At 64.0% G+C, this 25,521-nt stretch carries 23 protein-coding genes; 8 read left to right on the forward strand and 15 right to left on the reverse strand.

The window, feature by feature from the left end:
* Positions 1-174: 174 nt before the first annotated feature.
* The 8 genes from AX725_RS15815 to AX725_RS21010 all read right to left on the reverse strand — a co-directional run bounded on the left by AX725_RS15815 (position 175) and on the right by AX725_RS21010 (position 9,977).
* A complete protein-coding gene (locus AX725_RS15815) occupies positions 175-1,602 on the reverse strand; it encodes an aldehyde dehydrogenase family protein (protein WP_060979659.1) in 1,428 nt (475 codons plus the stop codon).
* 110 nt (positions 1,603-1,712) lie between these two features.
* A complete protein-coding gene (locus AX725_RS15820; protein WP_060979660.1) occupies positions 1,713-3,005 on the reverse strand; it encodes a cytochrome P450 in 1,293 nt (430 codons plus the stop codon).
* A gap of 3 nt (positions 3,006-3,008) precedes the next feature.
* Positions 3,009-4,547, reverse strand: a complete 1,539-nt coding sequence (locus AX725_RS15825) for an acyl-CoA synthetase (RefSeq protein ID WP_060979661.1) — start codon at positions 4,545-4,547, stop codon at positions 3,009-3,011.
* A gap of 195 nt (positions 4,548-4,742) precedes the next feature.
* Positions 4,743-5,411, reverse strand: coding sequence for a M23 family metallopeptidase (locus tag AX725_RS15830; protein WP_060979662.1), 669 nt, complete (start codon positions 5,409-5,411; stop codon positions 4,743-4,745).
* 422 nt (positions 5,412-5,833) lie between these two features.
* On the reverse strand, positions 5,834-6,298 hold the full coding sequence (locus AX725_RS15835) for a peroxiredoxin (protein ID WP_060979663.1): 465 nt from the start codon (positions 6,296-6,298) through the stop codon (positions 5,834-5,836).
* Positions 6,299-6,314: 16 nt separating this feature from the next.
* Positions 6,315-9,035, reverse strand: coding sequence for a bifunctional [glutamine synthetase] adenylyltransferase/[glutamine synthetase]-adenylyl-L-tyrosine phosphorylase (locus tag AX725_RS15840; RefSeq protein WP_060979664.1), 2,721 nt, complete (start codon positions 9,033-9,035; stop codon positions 6,315-6,317).
* Between the two features lie 53 nt (positions 9,036-9,088).
* Complete coding sequence (locus AX725_RS15845) at positions 9,089-9,730, reverse strand: sigma-70 family RNA polymerase sigma factor (RefSeq protein WP_060979665.1); 642 nt, start codon at positions 9,728-9,730, stop codon at positions 9,089-9,091.
* Positions 9,720-9,977: a hypothetical protein gene (locus AX725_RS21010; protein WP_156441510.1), complete on the reverse strand. Its 258-nt coding sequence runs from the start codon at positions 9,975-9,977 to the stop codon at positions 9,720-9,722. The genes AX725_RS15845 and AX725_RS21010 overlap by 11 nt, the downstream gene beginning before the upstream one ends.
* On the opposite strand from AX725_RS21010, the gene AX725_RS15850 reads away from it, so the two are divergent.
* From AX725_RS15850 to aguB, 5 genes are all read left to right on the forward strand, one after another.
* Positions 9,976-11,655, forward strand: a complete 1,680-nt coding sequence (locus tag AX725_RS15850) for a M28 family metallopeptidase (protein WP_060979666.1) — start codon at positions 9,976-9,978, stop codon at positions 11,653-11,655. The two genes, AX725_RS21010 and AX725_RS15850, sit on opposite strands and share 2 nt — an antisense overlap.
* A gap of 4 nt (positions 11,656-11,659) precedes the next feature.
* Positions 11,660-12,658, forward strand: coding sequence for an agmatine deiminase family protein (locus AX725_RS15855; RefSeq protein WP_060979667.1), 999 nt, complete (start codon positions 11,660-11,662; stop codon positions 12,656-12,658).
* Between the two features lie 82 nt (positions 12,659-12,740).
* The gene (locus AX725_RS15860; protein WP_060979668.1) at positions 12,741-13,583 is read left to right on the forward strand and encodes a class I SAM-dependent methyltransferase; all 843 of its coding nucleotides are present in this window, start codon (positions 12,741-12,743) and stop codon (positions 13,581-13,583) included.
* Positions 13,584-13,642: 59 nt separating this feature from the next.
* A complete protein-coding gene (locus tag AX725_RS15865) occupies positions 13,643-13,999 on the forward strand; it encodes a DUF3147 family protein (RefSeq protein WP_060979669.1) in 357 nt (118 codons plus the stop codon).
* Positions 13,996-14,844, forward strand: a complete 849-nt coding sequence (gene aguB, locus AX725_RS15870; RefSeq protein WP_060979670.1) for an N-carbamoylputrescine amidase — start codon at positions 13,996-13,998, stop codon at positions 14,842-14,844. The genes AX725_RS15865 and aguB overlap by 4 nt, the downstream gene beginning before the upstream one ends.
* Positions 14,845-14,872: 28 nt before the next feature.
* On the opposite strand, the gene dnaJ is transcribed toward aguB, so the two are convergent.
* Together dnaJ and dnaK are read right to left on the reverse strand one after the other, a co-directional pair.
* Positions 14,873-16,009 (reverse strand): molecular chaperone DnaJ, encoded by a 1,137-nt coding sequence (gene dnaJ, locus AX725_RS15875; protein ID WP_060979729.1) that lies wholly within the window; start codon positions 16,007-16,009, stop codon positions 14,873-14,875.
* Between the two features lie 117 nt (positions 16,010-16,126).
* Positions 16,127-18,028 (reverse strand): molecular chaperone DnaK, encoded by a 1,902-nt coding sequence (dnaK, locus tag AX725_RS15880; RefSeq protein ID WP_060979671.1) that lies wholly within the window; start codon positions 18,026-18,028, stop codon positions 16,127-16,129.
* Between the two features lie 197 nt (positions 18,029-18,225).
* On the opposite strand from dnaK, the gene AX725_RS15885 reads away from it, so the two are divergent.
* Both AX725_RS15885 and AX725_RS15890 read left to right on the forward strand, forming a co-directional pair.
* A complete protein-coding gene (locus AX725_RS15885; RefSeq protein WP_060979672.1) occupies positions 18,226-18,681 on the forward strand; it encodes a copper chaperone PCu(A)C in 456 nt (151 codons plus the stop codon).
* Positions 18,681-19,148 (forward strand): hypothetical protein, encoded by a 468-nt coding sequence (locus AX725_RS15890; RefSeq protein ID WP_060979673.1) that lies wholly within the window; start codon positions 18,681-18,683, stop codon positions 19,146-19,148. Before AX725_RS15885 ends, AX725_RS15890 begins: the two co-directional genes overlap by 1 nt.
* Before the next feature lie 120 nt (positions 19,149-19,268).
* Here AX725_RS15890 and grpE read toward each other — a convergent pair whose 3' ends face one another.
* Genes grpE through AX725_RS15910 form a run of 4 tightly spaced genes read right to left on the reverse strand, consistent with a single transcriptional unit; the run spans position 19,269 to position 23,188 of the window.
* Positions 19,269-19,883: a nucleotide exchange factor GrpE gene (gene grpE / locus AX725_RS15895; protein ID WP_196490319.1), complete on the reverse strand. Its 615-nt coding sequence runs from the start codon at positions 19,881-19,883 to the stop codon at positions 19,269-19,271.
* A complete protein-coding gene (gene hrcA / locus AX725_RS15900; protein ID WP_060979674.1) occupies positions 19,880-20,920 on the reverse strand; it encodes a heat-inducible transcriptional repressor HrcA in 1,041 nt (346 codons plus the stop codon). The genes grpE and hrcA overlap by 4 nt, the downstream gene beginning before the upstream one ends.
* A 55-nt stretch (positions 20,921-20,975) precedes the next feature.
* Positions 20,976-21,872 (reverse strand): MarR family winged helix-turn-helix transcriptional regulator, encoded by an 897-nt coding sequence (locus AX725_RS15905; RefSeq protein ID WP_155645693.1) that lies wholly within the window; start codon positions 21,870-21,872, stop codon positions 20,976-20,978.
* A gap of 26 nt (positions 21,873-21,898) precedes the next feature.
* Entirely contained in the window at positions 21,899-23,188 is a 1,290-nt protein-coding gene (locus AX725_RS15910) for an adenylosuccinate synthase (RefSeq protein ID WP_060979731.1), read from the reverse strand.
* A gap of 188 nt (positions 23,189-23,376) precedes the next feature.
* Between AX725_RS15910 and AX725_RS15915 the strand changes: the two genes are divergently transcribed.
* Complete coding sequence (locus AX725_RS15915; protein ID WP_060979676.1) at positions 23,377-24,396, forward strand: alpha/beta hydrolase; 1,020 nt, start codon at positions 23,377-23,379, stop codon at positions 24,394-24,396.
* On the opposite strand, the gene AX725_RS15920 is transcribed toward AX725_RS15915, so the two are convergent.
* Entirely contained in the window at positions 24,393-25,517 is a 1,125-nt protein-coding gene (locus AX725_RS15920; RefSeq protein WP_060979677.1) for an ATP phosphoribosyltransferase regulatory subunit, read from the reverse strand. The genes AX725_RS15915 and AX725_RS15920 overlap by 4 nt on opposite strands.
* Between the last annotated feature and the right edge of the window lie 4 nt (positions 25,518-25,521).

Genomic DNA, 25,521 nt, shown 5'->3' on the forward strand with positions numbered 1-25,521 from the left:
AACGGTTAAACAGATGCGGCGAACACGTCAATGCTGTCGCGGCAAAGCTCTCTCTCCTTCAGGGGAGAGATACGGAGCCTTGTCGGCTTGCCGACTAGGCGAAGTTGAGAGGGGCAATGTCGCGCACTCCCCCTCTCCCAACCCTCTCCCCTCAAGGGGAGAGGGCTTTATCGCTCAAGCCACCGCCTTTTCGCGCTTCACCGTGATCACCTGCGGATAGGTGAATTCGAGCAGGCCTTCCTTGCCATATTCGGCACCGAAGCCCGACTGCTTGTGGCCCGCGAACGGTGCGAAGGGCGAAAGGTGCAGATATTCGTTGACCCAGACCGTGCCGGTCTCGAGCTGCTCGGCGACCTTCACGCCCTCTTCCGGATTGCCGGTCCACACCGCACCTGCCAAGCCGTAATCGGACGCATTGGCGCGCTGGATCGCTTCCTCGACGGTCGAGAATTTCATCAGCGGCATCACCGGGCCGAATTGCTCTTCCGCGACGATGCGCGCGTCTTCGGGCGGATTGTCGAGAATGGTGATCGGCACGTAATAGCCGGGGATCGAGGGATCGTGATCGCCGCCCACCAGGAACTTGTAGCCATTGTCCTTGGCATCCTGGATCAGGTCGAGCACGCGCTCATACTGCTTCTTGTTCTGGATCGGGCCGACGGCAGTGCCCTGCTCGGCGCCATCGCCGACCTTCACGCCCTTGGCATATTCGGCGATTGCGGCAGACAGTTCGTCATAGATATCCTCGTGGATATAGATGCGCTTTGCCGCGACGCAGATCTGTCCGGCATTGGTGAAGCTCGACCAGAACAGCTGTTCGGCAACCTTCTTCACATCGGCGTCGGGCAGTACGATCGAGGCATCGTTGCCGCCGAGCTCGAGCGTGATGCGCTTCAGATCCTTCGATGCCGATTCCATCACCCGCTTGCCGGTCGCCGTCGATCCGGTGAAAGTGATCTTGTCGATATCGGGATGCGAGGTGATCAGCGGGCCGAGATCGTCGCCGCCGGTGATGACGTTGAGCACACCCGCCGGCACCTCGTCGGCGATCAACTCGACGATGCGCAGCGTGGCCAATGGCGTGAACGGCGAGGGCTTGAGCACCATCGTGCAGCCCGAAAGCAGCGCGGGCACGATCTTCTGCACCGCCATCATCACCGGGAAGTTCCAAGGCACGATGCCGCCGACGACACCCACAGGAACGCGGCGGGTGCGCGACAGCCGGGTGTCGCTGTCCTCGTTGATCTCGTCCTCAAGGGTGAGCGTCGACTGCGCCGCTGCCATCGCTGCGGCCCCATGGATTTCGCCAGCTGCCTGGGCGTGGGGCTTGCCCTGCTCGCTGGTCAGCAGCCGCATCAGTTCATCGGCATTGGCCTTGATCGCGGCGGAAATCTTCTGAATGACCGCGCGGCGTTCGTCGATCGGCACGTTCTTCCAGGTCTTGAACGCAGCGCGGGCAGCGGCGACGGCACGGTCCAGCTCTTCCTGTCCGCAATCGGGAACCTGGGCGATCACCTGCTCGTTGGCGGGATTGACGACATCGATCCATTTGCCGGGCTTTTCGAGCTTGCCGTTGATGAGGACGCTGTACTGCTGAACCATCGGAACATTCCTTTCCTGTGATGCCGGCCCGGTATCGAACGATCCGGGCTGTTGTCATATAAGTCCGGCGCGCACGCTATACCGGGTGCCCGCCGCAAACCACTGTCAATTCAACTCGGGACAAAGCGGATCGGCAGCGTCTTGGGGCCGCCGACAAAGGTGCTGCTCGCGCGCTGCGGCGTGCCCGCCAGCTCCACGCTATCGATCCGATCGAGCAACTCGTCGAACAGGATGCGCATTTCCAGCCGCGCGAGGTGCAGGCCCAGACACTGGTGCACCCCTGCCCCGAATGCGACATGGCGGTTGGGCCCGCGCGAGGCATCGAACCGGTCGGGATCGGGAAACACCCGCTCGTCATGATTGCCCGAAACATAGCACAGCATCAGCCAGTCGTCCTTGGCGATGCGCTGTCCGCCGATCTCGCAATCCTCGGCCGCCGTGCGCATGAAATGCTGCACCGGCGTGGTCCAGCGGATCGCCTCCTCGATCAGACCGGGCAGCAGGCTGCGGTCGGCCTTGATCCGCGCGAACTGGTCGGGATCCTTGGCCAGCGCCCACATCGCGCCGGCAGTCGAGGCGGAGGTTGTGTCGTGCCCGGCAGCGGCGACAATGATGTAATAGCCGGCGGCATTGCGGTCGCTGATCGGTTCGCCATCGATCACCGCATTGGCGATGACGGTGGCGACATCGTCCTGCGGGTTGGCGCGCCGGTCGGCGGCGAGCTTCATGAAATAGCCCTCGAAATCGCGCACCGCTTCGATCACGAACTGGGTGACCTGCTCGGGCGTCAGTTCGACCGAGCGCGCGCGGTTGAGGTCGGGATCCTCGCCGCCGAACATCTCCTGCGTCAGCTTGAGCATCAGCGGCTCGTCCTCGTGCGGCACGCCGAGGATCTGCATCACGACATGCAGCGGATATAGCGCCGAGACCTGGTGCACGAAATCGCACGTGCCCCCCGTCGCCAGCATCGCATCGACCGATGCACGCGCGATGCCGCGGATCTTCTCTTCCAGGCTCGCCAGGTTCTTGGGCATGAACCAGCTCTGGGTGAGCTTGCGATAGTCCATGTGTTCGGGCGCATCCATGGTGACCAGCGACCGCACCAGATGCGGGCTGCCGCCGGTGATCATGTGGGTCAGCATCTGCACCGCGATCGGCCCCAGCACCACCGATTTGGGCGCATTGAGGAAGCGTGCATTGTCCTTGCTCACCGTCATGATGTCCTCATGCCGGGTGATCGCCCAGAAAGGCATATAGCCTTCCGCCTGGACCAGCCCGACGGGCATATTGTCGCGGGCCCAGCGGAACTTTTCCTTGATGCCGTTCCACTCGCCATAGGCGACGGGATTGACGATGGCCGACGCGATCTCGGGCGGCAGCACGGCGGGGGCTATGGTCGCCATGGATCAGGCTCCTGCCACGGCTTCGGCCTCTTTGGCCTTTGCCCAATATTCGTCGCGCAGCAGGCGCTTGTAGAGCTTGCCGGTGGCGTGACGGGGCAGCTCGTCCCGGAAGTCGATCTGCCGCGGCATCTTCACCCCCGAAAGCGATCCGCGCAAATAGGTGCTTAGCTCGGCCGCGAGCGCATCTCCCGCCTCGGCAAGGTCGAGCGGCTGCACGATCGCGACGACGCGCTCGCCCATATCCGGGCACGGCGCGCCGATCACCGCCGCATCGGCGACCTTGGGATGGCTGACCAGCAGATTCTCTATCTCCTGCGGATAGATGTTCACGCCGCCCGAGATGATCATGAAGCTCTTGCGGTCGGTGAGATAGAGGAAGCCCTCCTCGTCGACCCAGCCGACATCGCCGAGCGTTGTCCATCCTTGCGGATGCGTCGCTTCCTTGGTCTTGCTGGCGTCGTTGTGATATTCGAACTTGCCGCCGCCTTCGAAATAGACGGTGCCTTCGGTGCGCGCAGGCACCTCCTTGCCCTCTTCGTCGCAGATTCGGATCGTGCCGAGCAGCGAGCGCCCGACCGAGCCCTGGTGCGTCAACCAGTCCTCGCTCGAGATAAAGGTGAAGCCATTGCCCTCGGTGCCGGCATAATATTCCTTGAGCACCGGCCCCCACCAGTCGATCATCGCCTGCTTGACCGGCACCGGACATGGTGCGGCAGCATGCACCGCCGATTTCAGGCTCGACACGTCATAGCGCGTGCGCACCTCCTCGGGCAGCTTGAGCATGCGGGTGAAATGCGTCGGAACCCATTGGCTGACATTGACCTTGTAGCGCTCGATCAGCTGCAGCGCGGCTTCAGGATCGAACTTCTCCATCACGATCACGGTGCCGCCCAGCTTGTGCACGCTCATGCACCAGCGCAGCGGCGCGGCATGATAAAGCGGCGCGGGCGAGAGATAGATGCTGTCCGGGCCGAAGCCGAATGCGCCCTGGGCGAGCATCACCAGCGTGTTGCTCGCGGCGATGTCGCCATCTTCCGGCAGCGGCAGACGCACGCCCTTGGGACGTCCGGTGGTACCTGAAGAATAGAGCATGTCAGAGCCCGCGCGCTGATCGGCGATCGGCGTATCGGGCATCGCGGCGATGGCAGCGGTGGCGGAGGCATCGTCCAGATTGACGATCGGCACGTGCGGACAGGCGCTGGCGATCGCTGGCAGATGCGCCCCGAGATAATCGGAGGTGAACAGCAGCTTGGCGCCGCTATCCTGCAGGATATAGCTTATCTCGTCCGCGGTCAGCCGGTTGGAAATCGCCACGAAGATAAGGCCTGCGCGCTGCGCGCCCCAGACGATGTCGAAATATTCCGCCCGGTTCTCCAGACACAGAGCAACGGTGTCGCCGATACCGACACCCTGCTGGCGCAGATACTGTGCGACCTGGTTCGAGCGGCGATCCAGCTCGGCATAGCTTACCTGAAGCCCCGAACCCGCCATGATGATAGCCGGCTTGTCGGCCTGATTCTGGGCGTGGACCGATGGATGCATTGCGACATTCCCTCCTGATCAAGGGAAAGGTCCGTCCCGCCATTCGGCGTGTTCCGTAACGATTCCCGACTACGCAGGCATCATTGTTTAATCGCGCGATTAAAGCAATGGCAAAGCGCGGGGTTGTGCGGCCGACAAACAAAAAGCGCCGGAGAACCGGCGCTTGATGTCAAGATCTGCAAAAATTGCGAGCGACTACTCGGCGGGACCGCCTTGGGCGACCTTGCCGCCATCCTGCATGGCCAGCAGATAGTCGCGCGAGGAGATAAAGGGCATCGGATTGACCGAGTTTCCGGCGATGCGCACTTCATAGTGCAGATGGCTGCCGGTGGAGCGGCCGGTCGAACCCATCAGGCCGATGACCTGGCCCTTGGTGACGCGCTGGTTGGGCTGAACCAGAATTTGCGAGAGGTGGCCGTAGCGCGTCTGGATTTCGCCACCATGGTTGACTTCGACATACTGGCCGTAACCACCGACCCACTGAGCGCGACCCACGATACCGTCGGCGGTGGCATAGATCGGCGTACCGATCGGACCCGCCATGTCGAGACCCTTGTGGCGGGCGCGGCGTCCGGCGAAGGGATCGGCGCGGAAACCGTATTGGCTGGTCAGCTTGAAGGCATCGACGGGCTTGCGCGAGGGGATGGAGACGCGGCCGGTATCGCGGTTCTCCATCGATTTCCAGTCGGCGAACAGGGCGCGGAATTCGGTATCCTGGGCTCCCAGAGCGCCTTCGGTCGAAACCTGCGGCACGGCAGCAGCGATGTCAGTGGCGTTGCCTTCAGCAAAAGCGGGTGATGCAGCGCACAGCAGACCGGCTGTGGTGGTGGTAAGGACCGTTGCGACAATTCTGGTTGCGACCATGAATATTCAGCACCTTGTTGCAAGGGCAACCACCGGGCCGTTCGGACCTTGCGGGTGCCCTTCGTGCTCCGGCGCCTTGTGAAAGGCGGAGCACAAAAACACAAAAATCGTTGGAACCCCTTCCCTCCGATTTCGTTGAACCATGGGTAGATGGAAAGCTTTGTGCACCGCAACCCGCAACCGCCCACCGCGCGTTGAAGCGTCTGGCTGGCGCGTTGAATCGTTTAATCGTGCATGAATGAGACGGTTTTCGGCCCGAATCCGGGCGGCGAAAGCCTCAGAATCGTCCTGCCGCAGCGTCGATCCAAGCCTTCCGTTAACCTTTTGCAGGCCGGAACGATTGGAAATTTTCGTCACGCCAGCAAAAAGGGCCCGCCAAATCGGTTGGCGAGCCCTTGTGGTTAACCATGATTCGCGACGTCTCAATTGGCCCTGGCGGCCTCCAGCACCTCGGCAACATGCCCGGCGACCTTTACCTTGCGCCAGACGCGCACGACCTTTCCATCCTTGCCGACCAGAAAGGTTGACCGGTCCATTCCCATATATTTCTTCCCGTACATCGATTTCTCGATCCACACGCCCATCGCCTCGGCCAACCCGTCGGTCTCCGAATCGCTGGCGAGCGGCACGGTCAGGCCGTATTTCTCGATGAACTTCTGATGCTTTTTCGGCGGATCCTTCGACACGCCGAGCACCGATACCCCTGCCGCCTCGAACTCGGCAAGATGCGCGCTGAACTCCTGCGCCTCCTTGGTGCAGCCGCTGGTGTCGTCCTTAGGATAGAAATACAGCACCAAGGCCTTGCCGGCATAATCGGAGGCGGAAACGCTGCTGCCATCGGGCGCGGTCAGCGCAATGTCGGGGATGGTGTCGCCAATATCGGTCATCGTCTGTCCTTCTCTCTCATGCGCTGGTTGCAGGCGCGCTCGCGCCAAATAGGTGCTGCCAGGCGGTTTGAACACTGGCGCGCGCGCAATCGATCGCTGTGAGCAGCTCCGGCCAGGAGCCGCAGCCGCAGGCCCGCGCCACCAGTGCCTGGCTTGCGGGCGGGGGCTCGCTGCAATCGGGCGCTACCAGACGCAGCGCGACCAGCAGCCGCGTCATCAGGTCATGCGCTTCAGCCAGCGCGGCATCTGCAAGCCCCGCTATAACCAACGCATCGATCGCCTGGCGCAGATCCGGGTGGAAGCCCACCCGGTGGGTCAGTTGCAGCGTGTGGACGATGAACTCCAGATCGACCAGGCCGCCAGGCAGCAGCTTGACGTCGAGCGGACCGAGCGGCTTCTTGTGCGCGGCAATATCCTCGCGCATCTTCAACGCAGCTGCGCGCAGCTCGGCGGCATCGCGCGGGGCATGCAGAACATCGCCAATGATCGCCTCGAGCCGCTCGCGGCTTTCCTGCGATCCGTAAACCACCCTTGCCCGGCACAGCGCCATATGCTCCCAGGTCCAGGCCTGATCGCGCTGATATTCGGCAAAGCTGGCAAACGATACCGCCAGCAGGCCCTGCGCGCCATTGGGCCGCAGCCGCGTATCGACCTCGTACAAAGCGCCTGCCGCCGTCGGCACGGAAAGCGCCGCGATAATCCGCTGCGCAAGCCGGTTGTAATATTGCGTGCTTCCGAGCGGGCGCCTGCCGTCCGATTCCAGCCCGATCTCTCCGCTGAACAGGAAAATGAGATCAAGGTCGGAGGCGTGGGTCAGCGCCCCGCCGCCGAGCCGCCCGAGCGCGAGGATCACCGGCTCGCTGTCGGGCATCCGGCCATGCACCGCGATGAATTCGCTGATGGCGCAATCGGCCAGACGACAGATCGCCGCCTCCGCGACACGGGCATAGCCGCCCGCAATGGCGACCGGATCGTGCCGCCCCTCGATCAGCTGCACCCCGAGGGCAAAGCGCATTTCGCCGACGCGCACGCGCACCGCATCGAGCCGCTGCTGATAGTCGTCGCCCGGCTCCTCGCGGGCGAGGCGTTCGGCAATCTGTTCGACGCTGCCCACCAGATCATAGGCGCTGGCGTCGATCAACCCGTCGAGCAGGTCTCCCCGGCGCGCCAGCGACTCGGCCAGCACCGGCGCATGGCTCAGGATATCGACCAGCGTCTGCATCAGCGCAGGCCGCGCCTGAAGCAGGCGGAACACATTCACCGTGCTGGGCAGCTGCCGCAGCAGATCGTCGAACCGGTTGAGCGCGGCCGCCTGATCGGGCGCATCGGCAAAGGCCGCAAGCAGCGCGGGCAGCACTTCCTCGAACGCCTTGCGGCCCGCTGCGGTGCGCAAGGCCCGCACCGCTCCGCCGCGCCAGCCCTGAATCCGCTCGGCGAGCTTGTCCGGCTGATCGAAGCCGGCGCGATCCAGCGCCTCGGCAAGCAATTCGGGATCGTTGCTCAGTGGAACGACCGCCTCATCGCCCTGACCTCGCTGCGAGGCGATCAGCGCGTCATAGACGGTTGCGACATCCCGTGTCACCGGCTGGAGTGCCGCGATCATCGCTGCACCATCGGTCATTCCATGCAGCCTAGCGACATTGTCGAGCGCCGGCGCGTCAACGGGCAGGCTGTGCGTCTGCTGGTCGTCGATCATCTGCAGCCGGTGTTCGAAGGTGCGCAGCGTGCGATAATGACCCGCCAGTAGCCTCGCCTCATGCCCGGGGATGATCCCTTGATCCTCCAGCGCACCGAGTGCGTCGAGCGTCGAACGCACGCGAAGCGCCGGATTGCGTCCGCCATGGATGAGCTGGTGCGCCTGGGTGAAGAATTCGACCTCGCGAATGCCGCCGCGGCCGCGCTTGAGATCGTAACCCGGACCGAGCGTCTGCCCCTTGTTATAATGATCGCGGATCTGGCGGGTGAGCGCGGCAATCTCGTCGATCGTCCCGAAGTCGAGCGAGCGCCGCCAGATGAACGGACGGAGAGCCTCCATGAAATAGTCGCCGAGCACGCGGTCGCCCGCCGCGGCGCGCGAGCGGATGAAGGCGGCCTGTTCCCAGGTCAGCGCCTGCGATTCATAATGCGACAGCGCCGCATCGACAGGGATGGCCAGCGGCGTGACCTCGGCCGCTGGACGCAGACGCAGATCCATCCGGAAGACATAGCCGTTTCCATCTCTTTGGCTCATCATATCAATCAGTTGCCGCGCAATACGCTGCGCAGCATCGGCCGCCTCTTCGCGTGGTCGGCAGGGCAGTGTCATCGGATCGTAGATGAAGATCGGGTCGATATCCGACGAATAGTTGAGCTCCTGTCCGCCGTGCTTGCCTAGCGCGATGACCGCGAAGCCCCGAGGTTCGGCATCTGGCGTGCGCCGCGCAATGATGTCGGCCAGAGCCGCGTCCAGCGCCTGGTCGGCAAAATCGGACAGGATGCGGGTGACCCGGTCGACGCCGACCAGGCCGGCCAGATCGGCAAGCGCCAGGACCAGCGCAAGCCCGCTCTTGCGACGCCGCAGCGCTTCGGCGACCGGCCCCTCGCGGCCGAGATTGCGAAGATGATCCAGCGCGGCGTCGAGACCCTCCTCCTGGAGGCGGTCGGCAAGGTCGGGTGCGCGCGCCATGGCAGCGGCCAGGAACGGTGCATGGCGTGCGGCGCGCTGACGCGCTTCGGCAAGTTCTGGGTGGACTGGCATGGCGCTGGTGCTAGCCCGGCGCGCGGGCAGAGGCAATCGGGGTGCAGCTGCGCTCAGTCGTCCTCGGCGCTGCGCCCGACCAGCCCGCCGCTCACCCGGTCGACATCGGCCATGATCGCGGCCATCGGGTCGGATGTCCGCTCTGCCCTACCCTCGCTGGCTGCGGTATCCTCGATCAGCGCGGCCAGCGCCGAGCGTCCGCGCGCCACACGGCTCTTGATCGTGCCAAGCGCGACTCCGCAAATGTCGGCTGCCTCCTCGTAGGAAAAGCCGCCTGCGCCGACCAGGATCAGCGCCTCACGCTGGCTTTCGGGCAGCTGCATCAGCGCACGCTGGACATCTGCCAGGTGAAGCTGATCGCCCTGCCCTGCCGGCATCGACAGGATGCGATCGGCGACGACATCGTCCCATTCGGTGGTGAACCGCGCACGCCTGCGCTGCGAGAGGAAGGAATTGCGCAGGATGATGAAGGTCCAGGCGCGCATGTTCGTGCCAGCGGCAAAACGGCCGCGTGCCGCCCAGGCCTTGAGCATGGTGTCCTGAACCAGGTCATCCGCGACATCGCGATTGCCGCTCAATGAGCGGCCATAGGCGCGCAAGTGCGGAATGAGCGACGCAAGCTGGGCCTTGAACGCGTCGTCATCGAGCGGAGGGCCAGTCTCGGGCGAGGCGTCGGCTGTAGTGTCAAACGCCATAGCGAAAAGGCCTGATTTGCGATCGTTCAAGACTGGACAAGCAGCGGTTCGAAAAACCTGACACGCGCCTGTCATTCACACATGTTAACTCTGAAAGCCGCGATACGGAAATTCGTTGCAAATCACAAGCATGGCGCGCGCCGCGCCTGACCGATCCGCTTGCCTGACGCGGACGCAACTGGCAAACAGCCGCGACCAGCGGGCATGGGGCCTGCGCATCCATTTCTCCGGCGAAAAGATCGATCATGTATCTCAAGACCCTGTTCAAACTCGCAGCCGCGCCATTGGCTATACTCGCAGCAAGCCCGTTGGCTGCCCAATCGGTAACGCCTATCGATATTCCCGAGACTGCCCCCCAGCCGATCTCCGAAGCTACGATGAAGGACATTACCCGGATGCTGTCTTCGGATGCGTTCGAAGGCCGGGCGCCCGGTAGCGTCGGTGAACAGAAGACGATCGAGCTGCTCACCGACCGATTTGCCAAGGCGGGGCTCAAGCCAGGCAATGGCGACAGCTGGCTGCAACAGGTTCCGCTGGTCAGCATCGAGGCGGGGAAAATCAGCCCGCTGACGATCACCGGCGGCAAGACGCCGCTCAGCTTCGAATATGGCAAGGACATGGTGATCGGCACCTATCGCGAGGCGCCGACCATCGACATCGCGGGCAGCGACGTCGTGTTCGTCGGCTATGGCATCAACGCGCCCGAAAAGGGCTGGAACGACTATGCCGGGCTCGACGTGAAGGGCAAGACCGTCGTCATTCTGGTCAATGATCCCGATTATGACAGCCCCGGCCTCGACGGCGAGTTCGGCGGCAAGGCGATGACCTATTACGGCCGCTGGACCTACAAATATGAGGAGGCCGCGCGCCAGGGCGCTGCCGCAGCGCTGATCGTGCACGATACCGTGCCTGCCGCCTATGGCTGGGGCGTGGTGGAATCGAGCTGGACCGGCCCGCAATTCTTCGCGCAAAGCGCCGACAAGGGCGCGAGCGAGACCCAGGCCAATGGCTGGATCCAGAAGGAAGCCGCCGAGAAGCTGTTGGCGAGCGCAGGCCAGGACCTGGCGACCCTGAGCACAGCGGCCAAGCGCAAGGGCTTCAAGCCTGTGCCGCTGGGCCTCAAGGCGTCGGTGTCTTTCGCCAATGCGATCGAAACCACGATTTCGAACAACATCATCGGCATCCTGCCTGGCGCCAAGCGTCCCGACGAATATGTGCTCTATACCGCGCATTGGGACCATCTCGGCCATTGCAAGCCCGCCGATGATGGTGACGATATCTGCAATGGCGCGGTCGACAATGCCACCGGCACCGCCGCGCTGGTCGCGCTGGCCGAAGCGTTCAGCAAGGCGGGTGCGCCCGATCGTAGCGTCGTCTTTCTCGCGGTCACCGGCGAGGAATCGGGGCTGCTGGGATCGTCTTATTATGGCGAGAACCCGGTCTATCCGCTGTCCCAGACCGCAGGCGGCATCAACATGGATGCGTTCCTGATGGCGGGCAAGGCACGCAATGTCACCGTGATCGGCAAGGGCAAGTCGCAGCTCGACGATTTTCTCGCCGTCGCGCTGAAAAAGGAAGGCCGGGTGGCCGAAGCCGACCCGATGCCGCAGAACGGCTATTACTACCGCTCCGACCATTTCAGCCTCGCCAAGCAGGGCGTGCCGATGCTGTACATCGATGGTGGCGACGATCTGGTGAACGGCGGCAAACCAGCGGGCGAAGCAGCCGGCAAGGACTATACCGTCAACCGCTATCACGGGCCCAAGGACGAGTATAATCCCAACTGGGACTGGACGGGCGTGATCGACGACCTTTCGCTCTATTACAGCATCGGCCGCAGCCTGGCGATGTCGAAGGACTGGCCGAACTGGGTGGAAGGCGACGAGTTCCGCGCCATCCGCGACAAGAGCCGGGCGGGCCAGTGATCCGATGACGCAGATGATGCCGCCCGAATGGGCTCCGCAGCGCTGGATCTGGATCGGATTTCCGCATCTGGCCGATGAGTGGAACGGCTTTTTGAGCGCTGCCCAGGCGGAGATCGCCGCGTTCGCGCGCGCTGTCGCCGAGAGTGGGCAAGAGGCGCGGCTGATCGTGCCCGATGAAACCCACGCGGCGTTGGCGCGCGAGCTCGCGGGCGATGTGGTGACCATCTGCATGCACCCCTATGGCGATATCTGGTTGCGCGATACCGGGCCGCTCGTCGTGCGGGGACAGGACGGCAATCCCTTCGCCCAGCGCTTCGGCTTCAACGGCTGGGGCGGCAAATATGTCATGCCCGGCGATACCGAGATCGGAGGCCTGCTCGCCGAGGAGGCCGGTCTGGATAGCGCCAGCGCCGATTGGGTGCTCGAGGGCGGCGCGATCGATGTCGATGGCACTGGGCTCGGCGTCACCACCGAGCAGTGCCTGCTCAATCCCAATCGCAACCCGCAACTGACGCGCGCGGATATCGAGGCGCGGCTGAAGCGCGATCTCGGCATCGAGCGGCTGCTGTGGCTCGGCGATGGCCTGATCAACGACCATACCGACGGGCATGTGGACAATCTCGCGCGCTTCGTGGCGCCGGGGACGCTGGCGCTGCCGGTGCCGAGCGGCGCGGACGATCCCAATGCGGCGATCTATGCCAATGCGAAGCTTCGAGCCGAAGCCTTCGGGCTGAAGGTCGTGCCGATCCCCTCGCCCGGCCTGGTAGAGCGTGTCGATGCCGAGGGCGAGGTGAAGGTGCAACCGGCGAGCCATATGAACTTCGCGATCACCAGTCATCTGGTCGTCGTGCCAACTTATGGCACCGCGTCCGACGGTCCGGCGGTTGAAGCCATTGGCGCTTGCTTCCCCGACCGCAGGACCATCGGCCTGCGCGCCGATGCGGTGCTGGCAGGCGGCGGCAGCTTCCATTGCGCCAGCCAACAGATGCCGCTGCTCGATTGATTGGACCTGCAGTGGCAGGTATAGCCAGTCGCAGGACCCGTCCTAAGTTCCCCAGCAACAACCACAAAGAGGATTGCCCCCCATGCGCACCATGATCCTGTCTGCCCTGATCGCAGGCACCGCCCTGCCCCTGATGACCGCTGCGCCTGCCCTTGCAGCCGAGAGCGCCTCTGCCTCCTCGGCGATCGATGCTGCCGTAGCTGCCGATCTGCGCGGCGAGGACAAGGCCCGCGACAAGTATCGCCACCCCAAGGAGACGCTCGAGTTCTTCCAGGTCGGCCCCGAGATGGTCGTCGCCGAATATGCCGCCGATGCCGGCTGGTACACGAAGATCCTCGCTCCGCTGACCGCGACCAGCGGCAAATATGTCGCGCTCGGCGTCTCGCCGATCGCCGCATCGTTCAGCGAACAGCGCAAGGCACAGATGGCGGCCTATCCGACCAGCTATCCCGATCGCGCCGTCAAGGCGACCGGCCTAGCGGCGGACAAGATCCATGCCTATGTGACCAATGCTGTGCCCGCCGAGCTCAACGGCAAGGTCGATCGCATCCTGATCCTGCGCATGCTGCACAACATGAACCGCTGGGGCATTCTGGGCAGCGAGCTCGACGCGATGCACAAGATGCTCAAGCCCGGCGGCATGATCGGCATCGAACAGCACCGCGCCAAGGCCGATGCCCCCGCCGCTTATGCGGATGGTTCGAAGGGCTATCTCAAGGAAGCCGATGTCGTCGCCATGTTCGAGAAGCACGGCTTCGAGCTGGTCGGCAAGAGCGAGATCAACGCCAATCCCAAGGACACCGCCGACTATCCCGATGGCGTGTGGACCCTGCCGCCCAATTATGCGCTCAAGGATCAGGACAAGGCCAAATATGCCGCGATCGGTGAATCCGACCGCATGACCATGCTGTTCCGCAAGAAGTGATGACAGGCTCGCCGCTGGCCATCGGGTTGGTGGCGAGCCTTTGACGCCGGGGGGCGATAATGGGTGCGTTTGTCCTGCGCGCAGTGATTTCGGGCATTCTCGTTGCGATCATCGCCACGGTTTCGCGGCGCAGCCCTGGGCTGGGCGGTCTGATCGCCTCGATACCGCTGGTCTCGACGCTTGGCATGATCTGGCTTTGGAATGACAGCGGCGACCGCGAATTGGTGGCCAATTATGTCTCGGCTGCCTTCTGGTATTTCCTGCCGACACTGCCCATGTTCCTGCTCATTCCGTGGATGCTCCGCTCGGGCGTGAGCTTCTGGCTGAGCTTGGGCGCAGGCTGCGGCCTCACCATCATCTTGTATCTGGGCATGGTCGCGCTCCTGCCCCGCATTGGGATCAACGTTTCGCTATGACCGAGATTACCGTCGCTGCCCTGCAGCTGCCGCTGGGTGGCGGTTTGGCCGAGAATATCGATGCTGTCAGCGATCTCGTCGCGCACGCGGCCGACAAGGGCGCCGACATCATCCTGCCGCCCGAACTGTTCGAAGGCCCCTATTTCTGCCAGGTCGAGGACGAATGCCTGTTCGCGACCGCGCACCCGACCGCCGAGCACCCGAGCGTGCGCGCGATGGCGAAGCTGGCGAAACAGCTCAAGGTCGCGATCCCCACCAGCTTTTTCGAGCGCGACGGACCGCATCATTACAACTCGCTGGCGATGATCGATCCCGATGGCGAGATCATGGGTGTGTACCGCAAGAGCCATATCCCCGACGGTCCAGGCTATGAGGAGAAATATTATTTCCGCCCCGGCAATACCGGGTTCAAGGTCTGGGACGTGTGCGGCACGCGGATCGGCGTCGGCATCTGCTGGGACCAGTGGTATCCCGAATGCGCGCGCGCGATGGCGCTGATGGGCGCGGAGCTGCTGTTCTACCCGACCGCGATCGGATCGGAGCCCTATGATGCCGAGCTCGACACCAGCCGCATGTGGCGGCGCGCGATGCAGGGGCATTCGGTGTCGAACTGCATGCCGGTGATCGCCAGCAACCGCATCGGCACCGAGGGCAATCAGAGCTTCTACGGGCACAGCTTCATCACCAACGAATGGGGTGACCTGATCCTGGAATATGGCGCGGAGGAAACCGGTGTGCTGGTCGCGACGCTCGACCTCGCCCAGGCGCGCAAGCATCGTGCAGGCATGGGCTTTTTCCGTGACCGCCGCCCGCAGCTCTACGGACGGCTGGCCGAGGATATCTGATTGATGAGGCGGGAGCGATGATCCCGCCTTATTCCCCGATTCCGTCCCACATTTCCTTGAGCCTGGCGAAGAAACCCGTGCTTTCCGGGCTTTCCTGACCGGTTTCAGTCGCCTGGAATTCGCGCAGCAGTTCCTTCTGACGGGCGCTGAGCTTGGTCGGCGTCTCGACATCGATCTGGATGACCATGTCACCCGTGCCGCGGCCCTGCAGCACCGGCATGCCGGCGCCGCGCTGGCGCAGCTGCTTGCCCGACTGGATACCGGCGGGAATGCTGATCCGGTGGCGCTTGCCATCGAGCCCGGGAATCTCGAGCTCGCCGCCCAAAGCCGCTGTCGTGATGCTGATCGGGCAGCGCGTGATCAACGTCGTGCCGTCGCGCTCGAAAATGCGATGCCGTGCAACATGGATGAAGATGTACAGGTCGCCCGGCGGCGACCCCTTGGGACCGGCCTCGCCCTTGCCTGACAGACGGATGCGCGTGCCGTTGTCGACGCCCGGCGGAATATCGACCGACAGCGTCTGCTGCTTGTCAACCCGGCCCTCGCCGCGGCAGGTGCGGCACGGGTTCTCGATCACCTGACCGCTGCCATGGCAGTTCGGGCAGGTCCGCTCGACCACGAAAAAGCCCTGCTGCGCCCGCATCTTGCCGCTGCCGCCGCACAGGTTGCAGGTGCGTACCTTGGTGCCCGGCTCCGCGCCCGACCCATCGCAGGTGTCGCAGGTCGCGGCGACATCGATGGTGATCTCGCTCGCCTTGCCATGATAGGCCTCTTCGAGCGTGATCTCCATGTCGTAGCGCAGGTCCGCGCCGCGCACCGGGCCGCGGCGACCGCCTGCTCCGCCAAAGCCGCCGCCGAAGATCGTGTCGAAAATATCGCCGAGATCGGAAAAGCCGCCCGCTGAGCCATGACCGCCACCGCCGCCCGACATCCCGCTTTCGTAAGCCTCATGCCCGAACCGGTCATAGGCAGCGCGCTTCTGGGGGTCCTTCAGGGTGTCATAGGCCTGGCTGATCGCCTTGAACCTGGCTTCTGCCTCGGCATCGCCCGGATTGCGGTCCGGGTGCCATTGCATCGCGAGCTTGCGATAGGCGGACTTGAGCGTGGCATCGTCCGCGTTGCGTGATACGCCCAGGCGCTCGTAATAATCTTTGGCTGTGGTCATGGTCATGGGTCGCGATTCATCATGCAGCGACCGGGCGGGATCGCGACGCCGGGGTGGCCGTAACCACCCCTGCCCCGCAGTCCCGCCCGGCCGGACTGTCGAACATCAATCCGGCAATCAGTTTTTCGCGTCGCCGTCAACTTCCGAGAATTCGGCGTCGACGACATTGTCCTCAGCCGGAGCAGCCTCGGCTGCCGGCGAAGCGGCTGCCGCCTGCTCCTTCTCGTAGATCGCCTGACCCAGCTTCATCGCGGCCTGCGCCAGCGCTTCGGTCTTCGACTTCATCGCATCGGCCTCGCCGCCCTCGACTGCGGTCTTGAGCTCGGCAATCGCAGTCTCGATCTCGCCCTTGACCGCAGCGTCGACCTTGTCGCCATGCTCCTCGAGCTGCTTTTCGGTGCTGTGCAGCAGGCTTTCGGCGTTGTTCTTGGCCTCGGCGGTTTCGCGGCGCTTCTTGTCTTCCTCGGCAAAGCGCTCGGCATCCTTGACCATCTGGTCGATGTCAGCATCGGAAAGACCGCCCGACGCCTGGATGCGGATCTGCTGTTCCTTGCCGGTGCCCTTGTCCTTGGCCGAGACGTTGACGATGCCGTTGGCGTCGATGTCGAACGTCACCTCGATCTGCGGCACGCCGCGCGGTGCGGGCGGAATGCCGACCAGGTCGAACTGGCCGAGCAGCTTGTTGTCCGCCGCCATTTCGCGCTCGCCCTGGAAGACGCGGATCGTCACCGCCTGCTGATTGTCGTCAGCGGTCGAATAGGTCTGCGACTTCTTGGTCGGAATCGTGGTGTTGCGGTCGATCATGCGGGTGAACACGCCGCCCAGCGTTTCGATACCCAGCGACAGCGGGGTCACGTCGAGCAGCAGCACGTCCTTGACGTCGCCCTGCAGCACGCCCGCCTGGATCGCCGCGCCCATGGCGACGACTTCGTCGGGGTTCACGCCGGTATGCGGTTCCTTGCCGAAGAACTCCTTCACGACTTCGCGCACGCGCGGCATGCGGGTCATGCCGCCTACCAGCACGACGTCGTCAATGTCGGCGGCCTTGAGGCCCGCATCTTCGAGCGCCTTCTTGCACGGATCGAGCGTGCGCTTGATCAGGTCGGCGACCAGCTTTTCCAAGTCCGCGCGGCTGATGGTCTTCACCAGATGCTTCGGGCCATTCTGGTCAGCGGTGATGAAGGGCAGGTTCACTTCGGTGGTCTGTGCCGACGACAGCTCGATCTTCGCCTTTTCCGCCGCTTCCTTCAGGCGCTGCAGGGCAAGCTTGTCCTTGGTCAGGTCGATGCCTTCGGCCTTCTTGAAGTCCTCGGCCAGGAACTCGACGAGCTTGGAGTCGAAGTCTTCGCCGCCCAGGAAGGTGTCGCCATTGGTCGCCTTCACTTCGAACACGCCATCGCCGATCTCGAGGATCGAGATGTCGAACGTGCCGCCGCCAAGATCATAGACCGCGATGGTCTTGCCGTCATTCTTGTCCAGGCCATAAGCGAGCGCGGCAGCCGTCGGCTCGTTGATGATGCGCAGCACTTCAAGGCCTGCGATCTTGCCCGCGTCCTTGGTCGCCTGACGCTGGGCGTCGTTGAAATAGGCCGGAACGGTGATGACCGCTTGCGTGACCGTCTCGCCCAGATAGCTCTCGGCCGTTTCCTTCATCTTCTGCAGCGTGAACGCGCTGATTTCCGAAGGCGAATAATCCTTGCCGCCCGCCTTCACCCAGGCGTCGCCATTGCCGCCCTTGACGATGCTGTAGGGCACCAGCTCCATGTCCTTCTTGGTCAGCGGATCGTCGAAACGACGGCCGATCAGACGCTTGACCGCGAACACGGTGTTTTCCGGATTGGTAACGGCCTGGCGCTTGGCCGGCTGACCGACGAGACGCTCGCCATCCTTGGTGAAGGCGACGATCGACGGCGTGGTGCGCGCGCCTTCCGCGTTTTCGATCACCTTGGGCTTGTCGCCGTCCATCACCGACACGCAGCTGTTGGTGGTGCCAAGGTCGATACCGATTACTTTTGCCATAATGCTTTTCCCACGTAACTTTCGATATGCAGATGAAAGAATACGAACCGCCGTCATGCCCCCAAGCATCCGGCAATTCCGTCCCCGTCGGCGGATATAGGATGGCTTTCGCTTGGCACAAGGCATCGCAGTATCTACATCACGGCCATGGCCGATCCGGCCCGTTCCGGCACAGGATGATGAGGGAGAATTCGCCGATGCTGCGCATAGTTACGCTGATGGTCACTGGGCTCGCGCTGGCCCTGCTCGCCGCGTGCCAGCCGCCCGCACAGCTGCTGGTCGAAAAGGCCTATGTGAAGCTCTCACCGGTCGAGGGCAGTCCTTCGGTGCTGTATTTCACCATCAAGGGCGGTCCCAGCGACACCGTCCTGCGTTCGATCACCTCGCCGAACATCCTGCGGCTCGAAATGCACGAGACGGTCGAGGAGAACGGCATGTCGACGATGAAGCCGATCACGGCAGTCGCGGTGCCGACGCGCGGCAAGGTCGAGTTCGAGCCGGGCGGTAAGCATGTGATGGTCTGGGGCTTCGACAATGCCTCGCGCAAGGCGGGCAAGGCGACCTTCCTGTTTTCCTTCTCCAATGGCGAGAAGATCGAGGTCGATGCGACGCTCAATGCGATCAAGCCCGAAGACGGCATGGCCCATCACTAATGGCAACCGCGCCGATCGACCGCCCCCTGACAAAGACGGAGATCGATCTGTCGCGTTCGGTATTCGGCGACGCGATCGCTTATGATCGTGTGCGCATAAGGCTGAAGAAATGGATATTCTTCCAGCCCAAGCGCACGATCATGGCGCCGATGGGGCATATCCATTTCCATCCGGGCGGCAGCGCCTATTGTGACGATTTCAGCTGCGCGAGCCTGTCGCGCCAGGCGCTTTTCATCCACGAGATGGTACATGTCTGGCAGTATCAGCAGGGCATCTTCCTGCCGCTGAAGCGCCACCCGTTCTGCCGCTATGACTATGCGATCAAGCCGGGCCAGCGCTTCAGCAAATACGGTATAGAGCAACAGGCCGAACTCGTACGCCACGCCTTCATGCTGCGCCAGGGCGCCAAGGTACCGGGGGCGCCGTCAATCGAGACCTATCGGCAGATTGTGCCGTTCCCGGTCTGACACACCTTTGATTTACCCCGTCACCCCGCAGAAGCGGGGGTCCCGCTTCTGCGCAGCCTTGGCCAAAAAGCGGGATTCCCGCGTTCGCGGGAATGACGGGTCAATTTGCGCTGAGGGCGATCAATCCGGCTTCTTCGCCACCGCGACCAGCGCCGGGCGGAGCAGGCGGTCCTTGATCATGTAGCCGGCCTGAAGTTCCTGCACCACGGTGCCGGGCTCTGCCTCGTCGCTGGGCAGTTCGATCATCGCCTGGTGCTGGTTGGGATCGAGCGGCAGGCCGATCGCGGCGATGCGCGAGATACCATGCTTGCCGAACACGCTTTCGAGCTCGCGGCCCGTCGCTTCGAGACCGACGACCAGCCCCTTCCACGCCTCGTCATTGCGCGCATCTTCCGGGATCGCCTGCAGCGCGCGCGTCAGATTGTCCGAGACCGAAAGGATGTCGCGGGCAAAGCCGGTCGCGGCATAAGCGCGGGCATCCTGCGCGTCCTTTTCCAGACGGCGGCGCACATTCTGCGTGTCGGCGCGCGCATAGAGCACGTCCTGCTTCGCTTCGGCGAGCTGCGCTTCGAGCGCGGCAATGCGCTCTTCCAGCGCCGCCTGGCCATCGCCCTGTTCCTTCAGGCTGTCCGGCACGCCCTCGAGTTCGACGGCCGCTTCGGCGTCGATATCGGCGGATTTGCTGGTGTCGTTCTGCGTCACGGTTTCGTCCTGAATCACGGTGTTCCTGCTCATTTCAACAATCGGGTCAGGCTCTGCGCGGTAAAGTCCACCATCGGCACAATACGCGCATAATTGAGGCGGGTGGGGCCGATGACCCCCACCACGCCGACAACACGGCCCTCGCCGTCACGATAGGGCGCCGCTATCACGGATGACCCGGAAAGCGAAAACAATTTGTTTTCCGCTCCGATGAAGATGCGGGCCGATCCTGCCTCGCGCGCGCTATCGAGAAGATGGGCAATGTCCTGCATCGCTTCAAGCTCGTCGAGCAGGCGGCGCACGCGTTCCAGATCCGCCACCGCCTCATTGTCGAGCAGGTTCGCCTGTCCGCGCACGATCAGCACCGGACGATCCGACCCGTCGCGCGACCACATGGCGAGCCCGCGGCGGACAAGGTCCGAACTCGCATTGTCCAGCGCAGCCCGCTCGCTGAGAATCTCGGCCTCAAGAGCCGCCAGCGCCTGCGAAAGACTGCGCCCCGAAAGCCTGGCACTGATGAAATTGCCTGCCTGGACCAGCATGCTGTCCGTCACGCGTCGGTCCATTTCGAGCACGCGGTTTTCGATGCTGCCGTCATGCCCGACAAGCACCGCCAGTACCTGGTTGTCCGAAAGCCGCACGAAGTTCATCTGGCGCAGCACCGGCTCGCGACGCGGCACCATGACGATCCCGGCGCAGGCGGACAGGCCCGACAGCGCCTGGGTTGTGGCGGCAAGCGCAGCTTCGATCGGCCCGGTGCTTTCCAGCTGCTTCTCGATTGCCGCACGCTCTTCGGCCGAAGGCTCGGCGACCTGCATCATCCCATCGACAAAGAGCCTGAGACCCTGCTCGGTCGGCATGCGCCCCGCACTCGTATGCGGTGCAGCGAGCAGGCCAAGTTCCTCGAGGTCCTGCATCACGTTGCGGATCGAGGCTGGCGACAGATTGACCGCCGACGTTTTCGAGATCGTGCGCGATCCGACCGGCTGACCGGTTTCGAGATAGCTCTCGACAACAATGCGGAAAACGTCGCGCGCGCGGTCGTTCAGTTCGGTGAACGGACTGGTCATGCTCGCAAACTAGGGAGAACCGCCCCCGCTGCCAAGATGGCATGCATGGTGGCAGTCACACGCCCAGACCGCCACGCTGCTCGACCATCGCGAACCAGCCGCACACCTTGGCAAAGGCCGCATCCGACAGATCGACGAACATCCGCCGCGCATCGGCAGGATCGGCGCGACGCTCGAGCAGCCCCTGATCGGTCATCATGCGGACCCAGCGCAACGCCGTGGTCGGTGGCACGGCGGCGGCAATGCAGAGGCTGGAAACCGAAACCTGCCTCTTCTCGATCCGCGATGCCGTCAGATCGAGCAAGATATCCCACGCAGGGTCGGCGAAAAGATCGGACCGGAAAAATCGGTCGCGCAAACGTCGCATCGCGATGAGATGACGAATGCGCTGCGCGCTGGGTGGCTTGGCCGGTATCGGGTCGAGCGGCTCTTCGGCCTGGTAGGCAAGGCTACGATCGGCGAGCGACGCGCCGTCCCCGTCGTCACCGCCCTCTTCCGAAAGTGCGCCGAGCTGTTCGGCCAGCCGCGCAAGTTCGCTCGCCAGCGATTGGAGCCGTGCGCGTTCGTCGCTGCTGGGATCGCGCGCCTGCCGGGTCTGTACCAGCGCGGCGAGCTCGGAAAGCTCGGTCGCCATCAGCACGGGATTGCTGCCGACGACAAAGCGGACACTGTGGCCCGCCAACACGGCGTCAGCAGCGTCCATAGTCTCCAGGCTGACCAGTGCGAGCAATCCGCAGTCCGTTGCAAGCGCGGGAAGCACCCCCGGCACCTGCAAACGCCAGTCAAGCACCAGTATATCCGCGGTTTCGGCCTGATCTATGCTGAAACCTATGGCGCGCCATCCTGCTGCGTCCACCAGCGCTGCGGTTTCCGCACTGTCGGTGACGAGCGTCAATGGGGGGCGGGAAGCCGCAGGCCAGTTGGTAAAGCGTAGCCCTGCGTCTTCTGACATGCCTGTCCCAGCCCCCCTGGATTGCCTCAATCCGCGAAGGGATCGCGGACCAATATGGTATCTTCACGCTCGGGTGAGGTCGATACCAGCGCCACCGGACACTGGATCAGTTCCTCGACACGCTTGATATACTTGATGGCCTGAGCGGGCAGGTCAACCCAGCTGCGCGCGCCGGCGGTCGATTCGTGCCAGCCTTCCATTTCCTCGTAAATGGGCTGCACCGCCGCCTGGTCGCCCGCGTGCGCCGGGAAATAATCCAGAACCTTGCCGTTGAGCCGGTAGCCGGTGCAGATCTTGAGCTTGGGAAATCCATCGAGCACGTCAAGCTTGGTGAGCGCGATCCCGGTCACCCCGGCGACGGCACAGCTCTGCCGCACCAGCGTCGCATCGAACCAGCCACAGCGCCGCTTGCGCCCTGTCACCGTGCCGAATTCATGGCCCCGCTCGCCGAGCCGCTGGCCGGTTTCGTCCTCGAGTTCGGTCGGGAACGGACCCGATCCGACGCGGGTGGTATAAGCCTTGACGATGCCGAGCACGAAACCGCTCGCCTGCGGACCCAGCCCGCTGCCGCCCGAAGCCGAGCCGGTGATGGTGTTCGACGACGTCACGAAGGGATAGGTGCCGTGATCGACATCGAGCAGCACACCCTGCGCGCCTTCGAACAGCATCCGAGCCCCTGCGCGGCGGATCTCGCCGAGGCGCTTCCATACCGGTTGCGCGAACTCGAGCACGAACGGTGCTATCTCGGCCAGTTCGTCGACGAGCTTCGCCCGATCGATCGGCGGTTCGCCGAAACCGGCGCGCAGCGCATCATGGTGCGCGCACAGCCGGTCGAGCTGCGGATCGAGCGCATCGAGATGCGCAAGGTCGCACACGCGAATAGCCCGCCTGCCGACCTTGTCCTCATAGGCCGGGCCGATACCGCGACGTGTGGTTCCGATCTTGCCCTGGCCGCTCGCATCCTCGCGCAGCGCGTCGAGATCGCGGTGAAAGGGAAGGATCAGCGGGCAATTATCGGCGATCGCGAGGTTGTCCGGGGTGATCTCCACACCTTGGCCGCGCAGCTTCTCGACCTCGTCGCGCAGCGCCCAGGGATCGAGCACCACACCATTGCCGATGACGCTGAACGTGCCGCGCACGATCCCCGAAGGCAGCAGCGACAGCTTGAAGACCTTTTCACCGATGACCAGCGTATGCCCCGCATTATGGCCGCCCTGGAAGCGGATCACCGCATCGGCCCGCTCTGCGAGCCAGTCGACGATCTTGCCTTTGCCTTCATCGCCCCATTGGGCGCCGATCACGGTTACATTGGCCACAAACCAACCCTTTTTGATGGTGGAGCGCATGGGGCCGCCACGCGCAAAGCGGGGCTGTCCTAGTGACGCCAGGCGCTGGCGTCCAGTCCGTTGCGCCCATCCGCGATACAATTTGATGCACTTCGAGGATGGACCTTCGCGAACCGGTCGCGGCAAATTGCCTCGAGGCAAGGGTTGGAGGACGACGCATGCTGAAGAAAGGACTTGTCATTCTGGGCGCGGGTCTGCTGATCGCGCCGGTACTGGCGCAACAGGCGCGCGAAGGCGGACGCATGTTGTCGCGCGAATGCCGCCGCGAGGTCGTGCAGCTCTGCGGTTTCAACCGCGGCGAGATGCGCGAGTGTCTGCGCGAGAAGAAGGACCAGCTGTCGCAACCGTGCAAGGGCGAGATGATGCAGGCGATGGCCAGGCGCATGCAGCAGAGCGACACCAGCGCCGAAACGACCGCCCGCGCCCGGACCATCGCCTATGGCAGCGATGCGGCGCAGAAGCTCGACCTCTACTCCCCTGAAACAGCGCGCCCGGCCAGCGGCTATCCGGTCGTGGTCTATGTCCATGGCGGCGGGTGGAGCAAGGGCAGCAAGGACATGGTCCAGCAGAAGCCCGATTTCTTCAACGCGCAAGGCTGGGCCTTCGCCTCGGTCGGTTATCGCCTGCTGCCCGAAGCGCCGGTCGAGCGGCAGGCGGCGGATGTCGCCGCTGCGGTTGCCCGATTGAAGCGCGACGCCGCGACGCTGGGCATCGACGCCAACCGGATCGTCCTGATGGGCCATAGCGCCGGGGCGCACCTTTCCGCGCTGGTCGGCACCGATCCGCAATGGCTGGGGCCGGACATGACTGACCTGTCCGGCGTCATCCTGCTCGACGGAGCCGCCTATGACGTCGCCGAACAGATGCGCCAGGGTAGCTTCATGACCAAGCGCACCTACGAGCCCGCCTTCGGCACCGAACCGGCCCGCCAGGCCAGGCTTTCGCCGACGCTCCACGCCGCCGCCCCGAATGCACCGCGCTGGCTGATCCTCTACGTTTCGAGGCGGGCCGACGCTACCGCTCAATCCCATGCGCTGGGCCGAGCGCTGCAACAGGCCGGCGCGAAGGTTCAACTCGAGGGCGTGGACGGGGAATCGCACATGACGATCAACCGCGAACTCGGCCAGCCCGGCAACCCCCAGACCCGTTCGGTCGAGGCGTTCCTGAAATCCCTCTAGATCGCGACGGTATCCTGTCCCATCAGGCGGTGCGTGCAGCCCAACGCAGCAGCATCGTCCTCGGCGGTGATCGCGGCAACCGTACGCCAGCCGATCGCGCGCAGACGCGCCGCCGTGCCGCGATCATGGCCCAGCGGAAGGAACAGCTTGCCCGCGCCTGCGGCTTCGCCGACACCGCCCAGATCGAGCAGTGCGTCGGGATAGAGCGAGAAGCCGGTCGCGACCTCCTCGCCGCCTTTTCCGTTCGGGATGGCATAGGTGCCACCGCGACCCAGCGCGCCGGGGCAGCCGTCGGCATAGAGCGAAAAGCCGAACCAGCTCTGATATTCGAAGCCGTGGCGCTCGGTCGGATCGAGCGTGACCGTCACCGTGTCGGGCAAGGCAGCCGCGATCTCGCGCAGCGCGCGAATGCGGCTGGCCAGCGCGCCGCCGGCATCGATCGCCGCCAGTGCGTCGATCGCGGCCTCGAACGGCCCCATAGCGTAGAGCAGCGGCAGATAGGCGTCCGCGCCCAGCGCAGTCAGTCCGCCGGCATCCTTCATGTCGAGTTCGCGCCGGACCGCTCCGATCATGCCTGGCGGCAAGGGAAACGCACTGCTGGCGAGCGTATCGACCAGATCGGGCAAGGTCAGGTCGACGGTGATGCCGGTGGCACCCGCCTGGACCAGCGCCTCGATCGCAATCCGCACCACCTCCTGCGCGGCGGCGATATTGTCATGCCCGATCAGCTCCGCGCCGATCTGCAACCGCTCGCGTTCGGGCGCGAGCTGGTCGGACGCGATCCGCAGCACTTGCCCTGCATAGCTCAGTCGCAGCGGACGCGGCGCCGACGCCATCAGCGTCGTCGCGACGCGCCCCACCTGCACAGTAATGTCCGAGCGGATGGCGAGCGTGCGCATCGAGGAGGGATCGACCATCCGGAAAAGATGCTGACGCCCCGTGCCTTGCATCCGCGTGGCGAGCGAGCGCTCATATTCCACCAGCGGCGGCGACACCCGGTCATAGCCATGCGCGGCGAAAACCTGCATCGCGTTGCGGGTCAGCCAGGCAGCCTGTTCGGCGCGCGGGGGCAGCAGATCGGCGAGACCTGCGGGAAGGATATCGGGATTCGCTTCAGACATGCCG

The sequence above is a fragment of the Blastomonas sp. CCH9-A1 genome (assembly GCF_001557175.1).
In the GTDB taxonomy this organism is placed as follows: Bacteria; Pseudomonadota; Alphaproteobacteria; order Sphingomonadales; family Sphingomonadaceae; genus Blastomonas; species Blastomonas delafieldii_A.

What these genes read in the sequence shown, in the direction of transcription:
- aguB (WP_060979670.1), top strand. Translation starts at nt 13,996, where the DNA reads ATGACCGAGATTACCGTCGCTGCCCTGCAGCTGCCGCTGGGTGGCGGT.
- AX725_RS15905 (WP_155645693.1), bottom strand. Translation starts at nt 21,872, where the DNA reads ATGTCAGAAGACGCAGGGCTACGCTTTACCAACTGGCCTGCGGCTTCC.
- AX725_RS15865 (WP_060979669.1), top strand. Translation starts at nt 13,643, where the DNA reads ATGGGTGCGTTTGTCCTGCGCGCAGTGATTTCGGGCATTCTCGTTGCG.
- AX725_RS15840 (WP_060979664.1), bottom strand. Translation starts at nt 9,035, where the DNA reads ATGCCAGTCCACCCAGAACTTGCCGAAGCGCGTCAGCGCGCCGCACGC.
- dnaJ (WP_060979729.1), bottom strand. Translation starts at nt 16,009, where the DNA reads ATGACCACAGCCAAAGATTATTACGAGCGCCTGGGCGTATCACGCAAC.
- grpE (WP_196490319.1), bottom strand. Translation starts at nt 19,883, where the DNA reads ATGAGCAGGAACACCGTGATTCAGGACGAAACCGTGACGCAGAACGAC.
- AX725_RS15815 (WP_060979659.1), bottom strand. Translation starts at nt 1,602, where the DNA reads ATGGTTCAGCAGTACAGCGTCCTCATCAACGGCAAGCTCGAAAAGCCC.
- AX725_RS15820 (WP_060979660.1), bottom strand. Translation starts at nt 3,005, where the DNA reads ATGGCGACCATAGCCCCCGCCGTGCTGCCGCCCGAGATCGCGTCGGCC.
- hrcA (WP_060979674.1), bottom strand. Translation starts at nt 20,920, where the DNA reads ATGACCAGTCCGTTCACCGAACTGAACGACCGCGCGCGCGACGTTTTC.
- AX725_RS15845 (WP_060979665.1), bottom strand. Translation starts at nt 9,730, where the DNA reads ATGGCGTTTGACACTACAGCCGACGCCTCGCCCGAGACTGGCCCTCCG.
- AX725_RS15915 (WP_060979676.1), top strand. Translation starts at nt 23,377, where the DNA reads ATGCTGAAGAAAGGACTTGTCATTCTGGGCGCGGGTCTGCTGATCGCG.
- AX725_RS15920 (WP_060979677.1), bottom strand. Translation starts at nt 25,517, where the DNA reads ATGTCTGAAGCGAATCCCGATATCCTTCCCGCAGGTCTCGCCGATCTG.
- AX725_RS15850 (WP_060979666.1), top strand. Translation starts at nt 9,976, where the DNA reads ATGTATCTCAAGACCCTGTTCAAACTCGCAGCCGCGCCATTGGCTATA.
- AX725_RS21010 (WP_156441510.1), bottom strand. Translation starts at nt 9,977, where the DNA reads ATGATCGATCTTTTCGCCGGAGAAATGGATGCGCAGGCCCCATGCCCG.
- AX725_RS15855 (WP_060979667.1), top strand. Translation starts at nt 11,660, where the DNA reads ATGACGCAGATGATGCCGCCCGAATGGGCTCCGCAGCGCTGGATCTGG.
- AX725_RS15860 (WP_060979668.1), top strand. Translation starts at nt 12,741, where the DNA reads ATGCGCACCATGATCCTGTCTGCCCTGATCGCAGGCACCGCCCTGCCC.
- AX725_RS15890 (WP_060979673.1), top strand. Translation starts at nt 18,681, where the DNA reads ATGGCAACCGCGCCGATCGACCGCCCCCTGACAAAGACGGAGATCGAT.
- AX725_RS15830 (WP_060979662.1), bottom strand. Translation starts at nt 5,411, where the DNA reads ATGGTCGCAACCAGAATTGTCGCAACGGTCCTTACCACCACCACAGCC.
- dnaK (WP_060979671.1), bottom strand. Translation starts at nt 18,028, where the DNA reads ATGGCAAAAGTAATCGGTATCGACCTTGGCACCACCAACAGCTGCGTG.
- AX725_RS15835 (WP_060979663.1), bottom strand. Translation starts at nt 6,298, where the DNA reads ATGACCGATATTGGCGACACCATCCCCGACATTGCGCTGACCGCGCCC.
- AX725_RS15885 (WP_060979672.1), top strand. Translation starts at nt 18,226, where the DNA reads ATGCTGCGCATAGTTACGCTGATGGTCACTGGGCTCGCGCTGGCCCTG.
- AX725_RS15825 (WP_060979661.1), bottom strand. Translation starts at nt 4,547, where the DNA reads ATGCATCCATCGGTCCACGCCCAGAATCAGGCCGACAAGCCGGCTATC.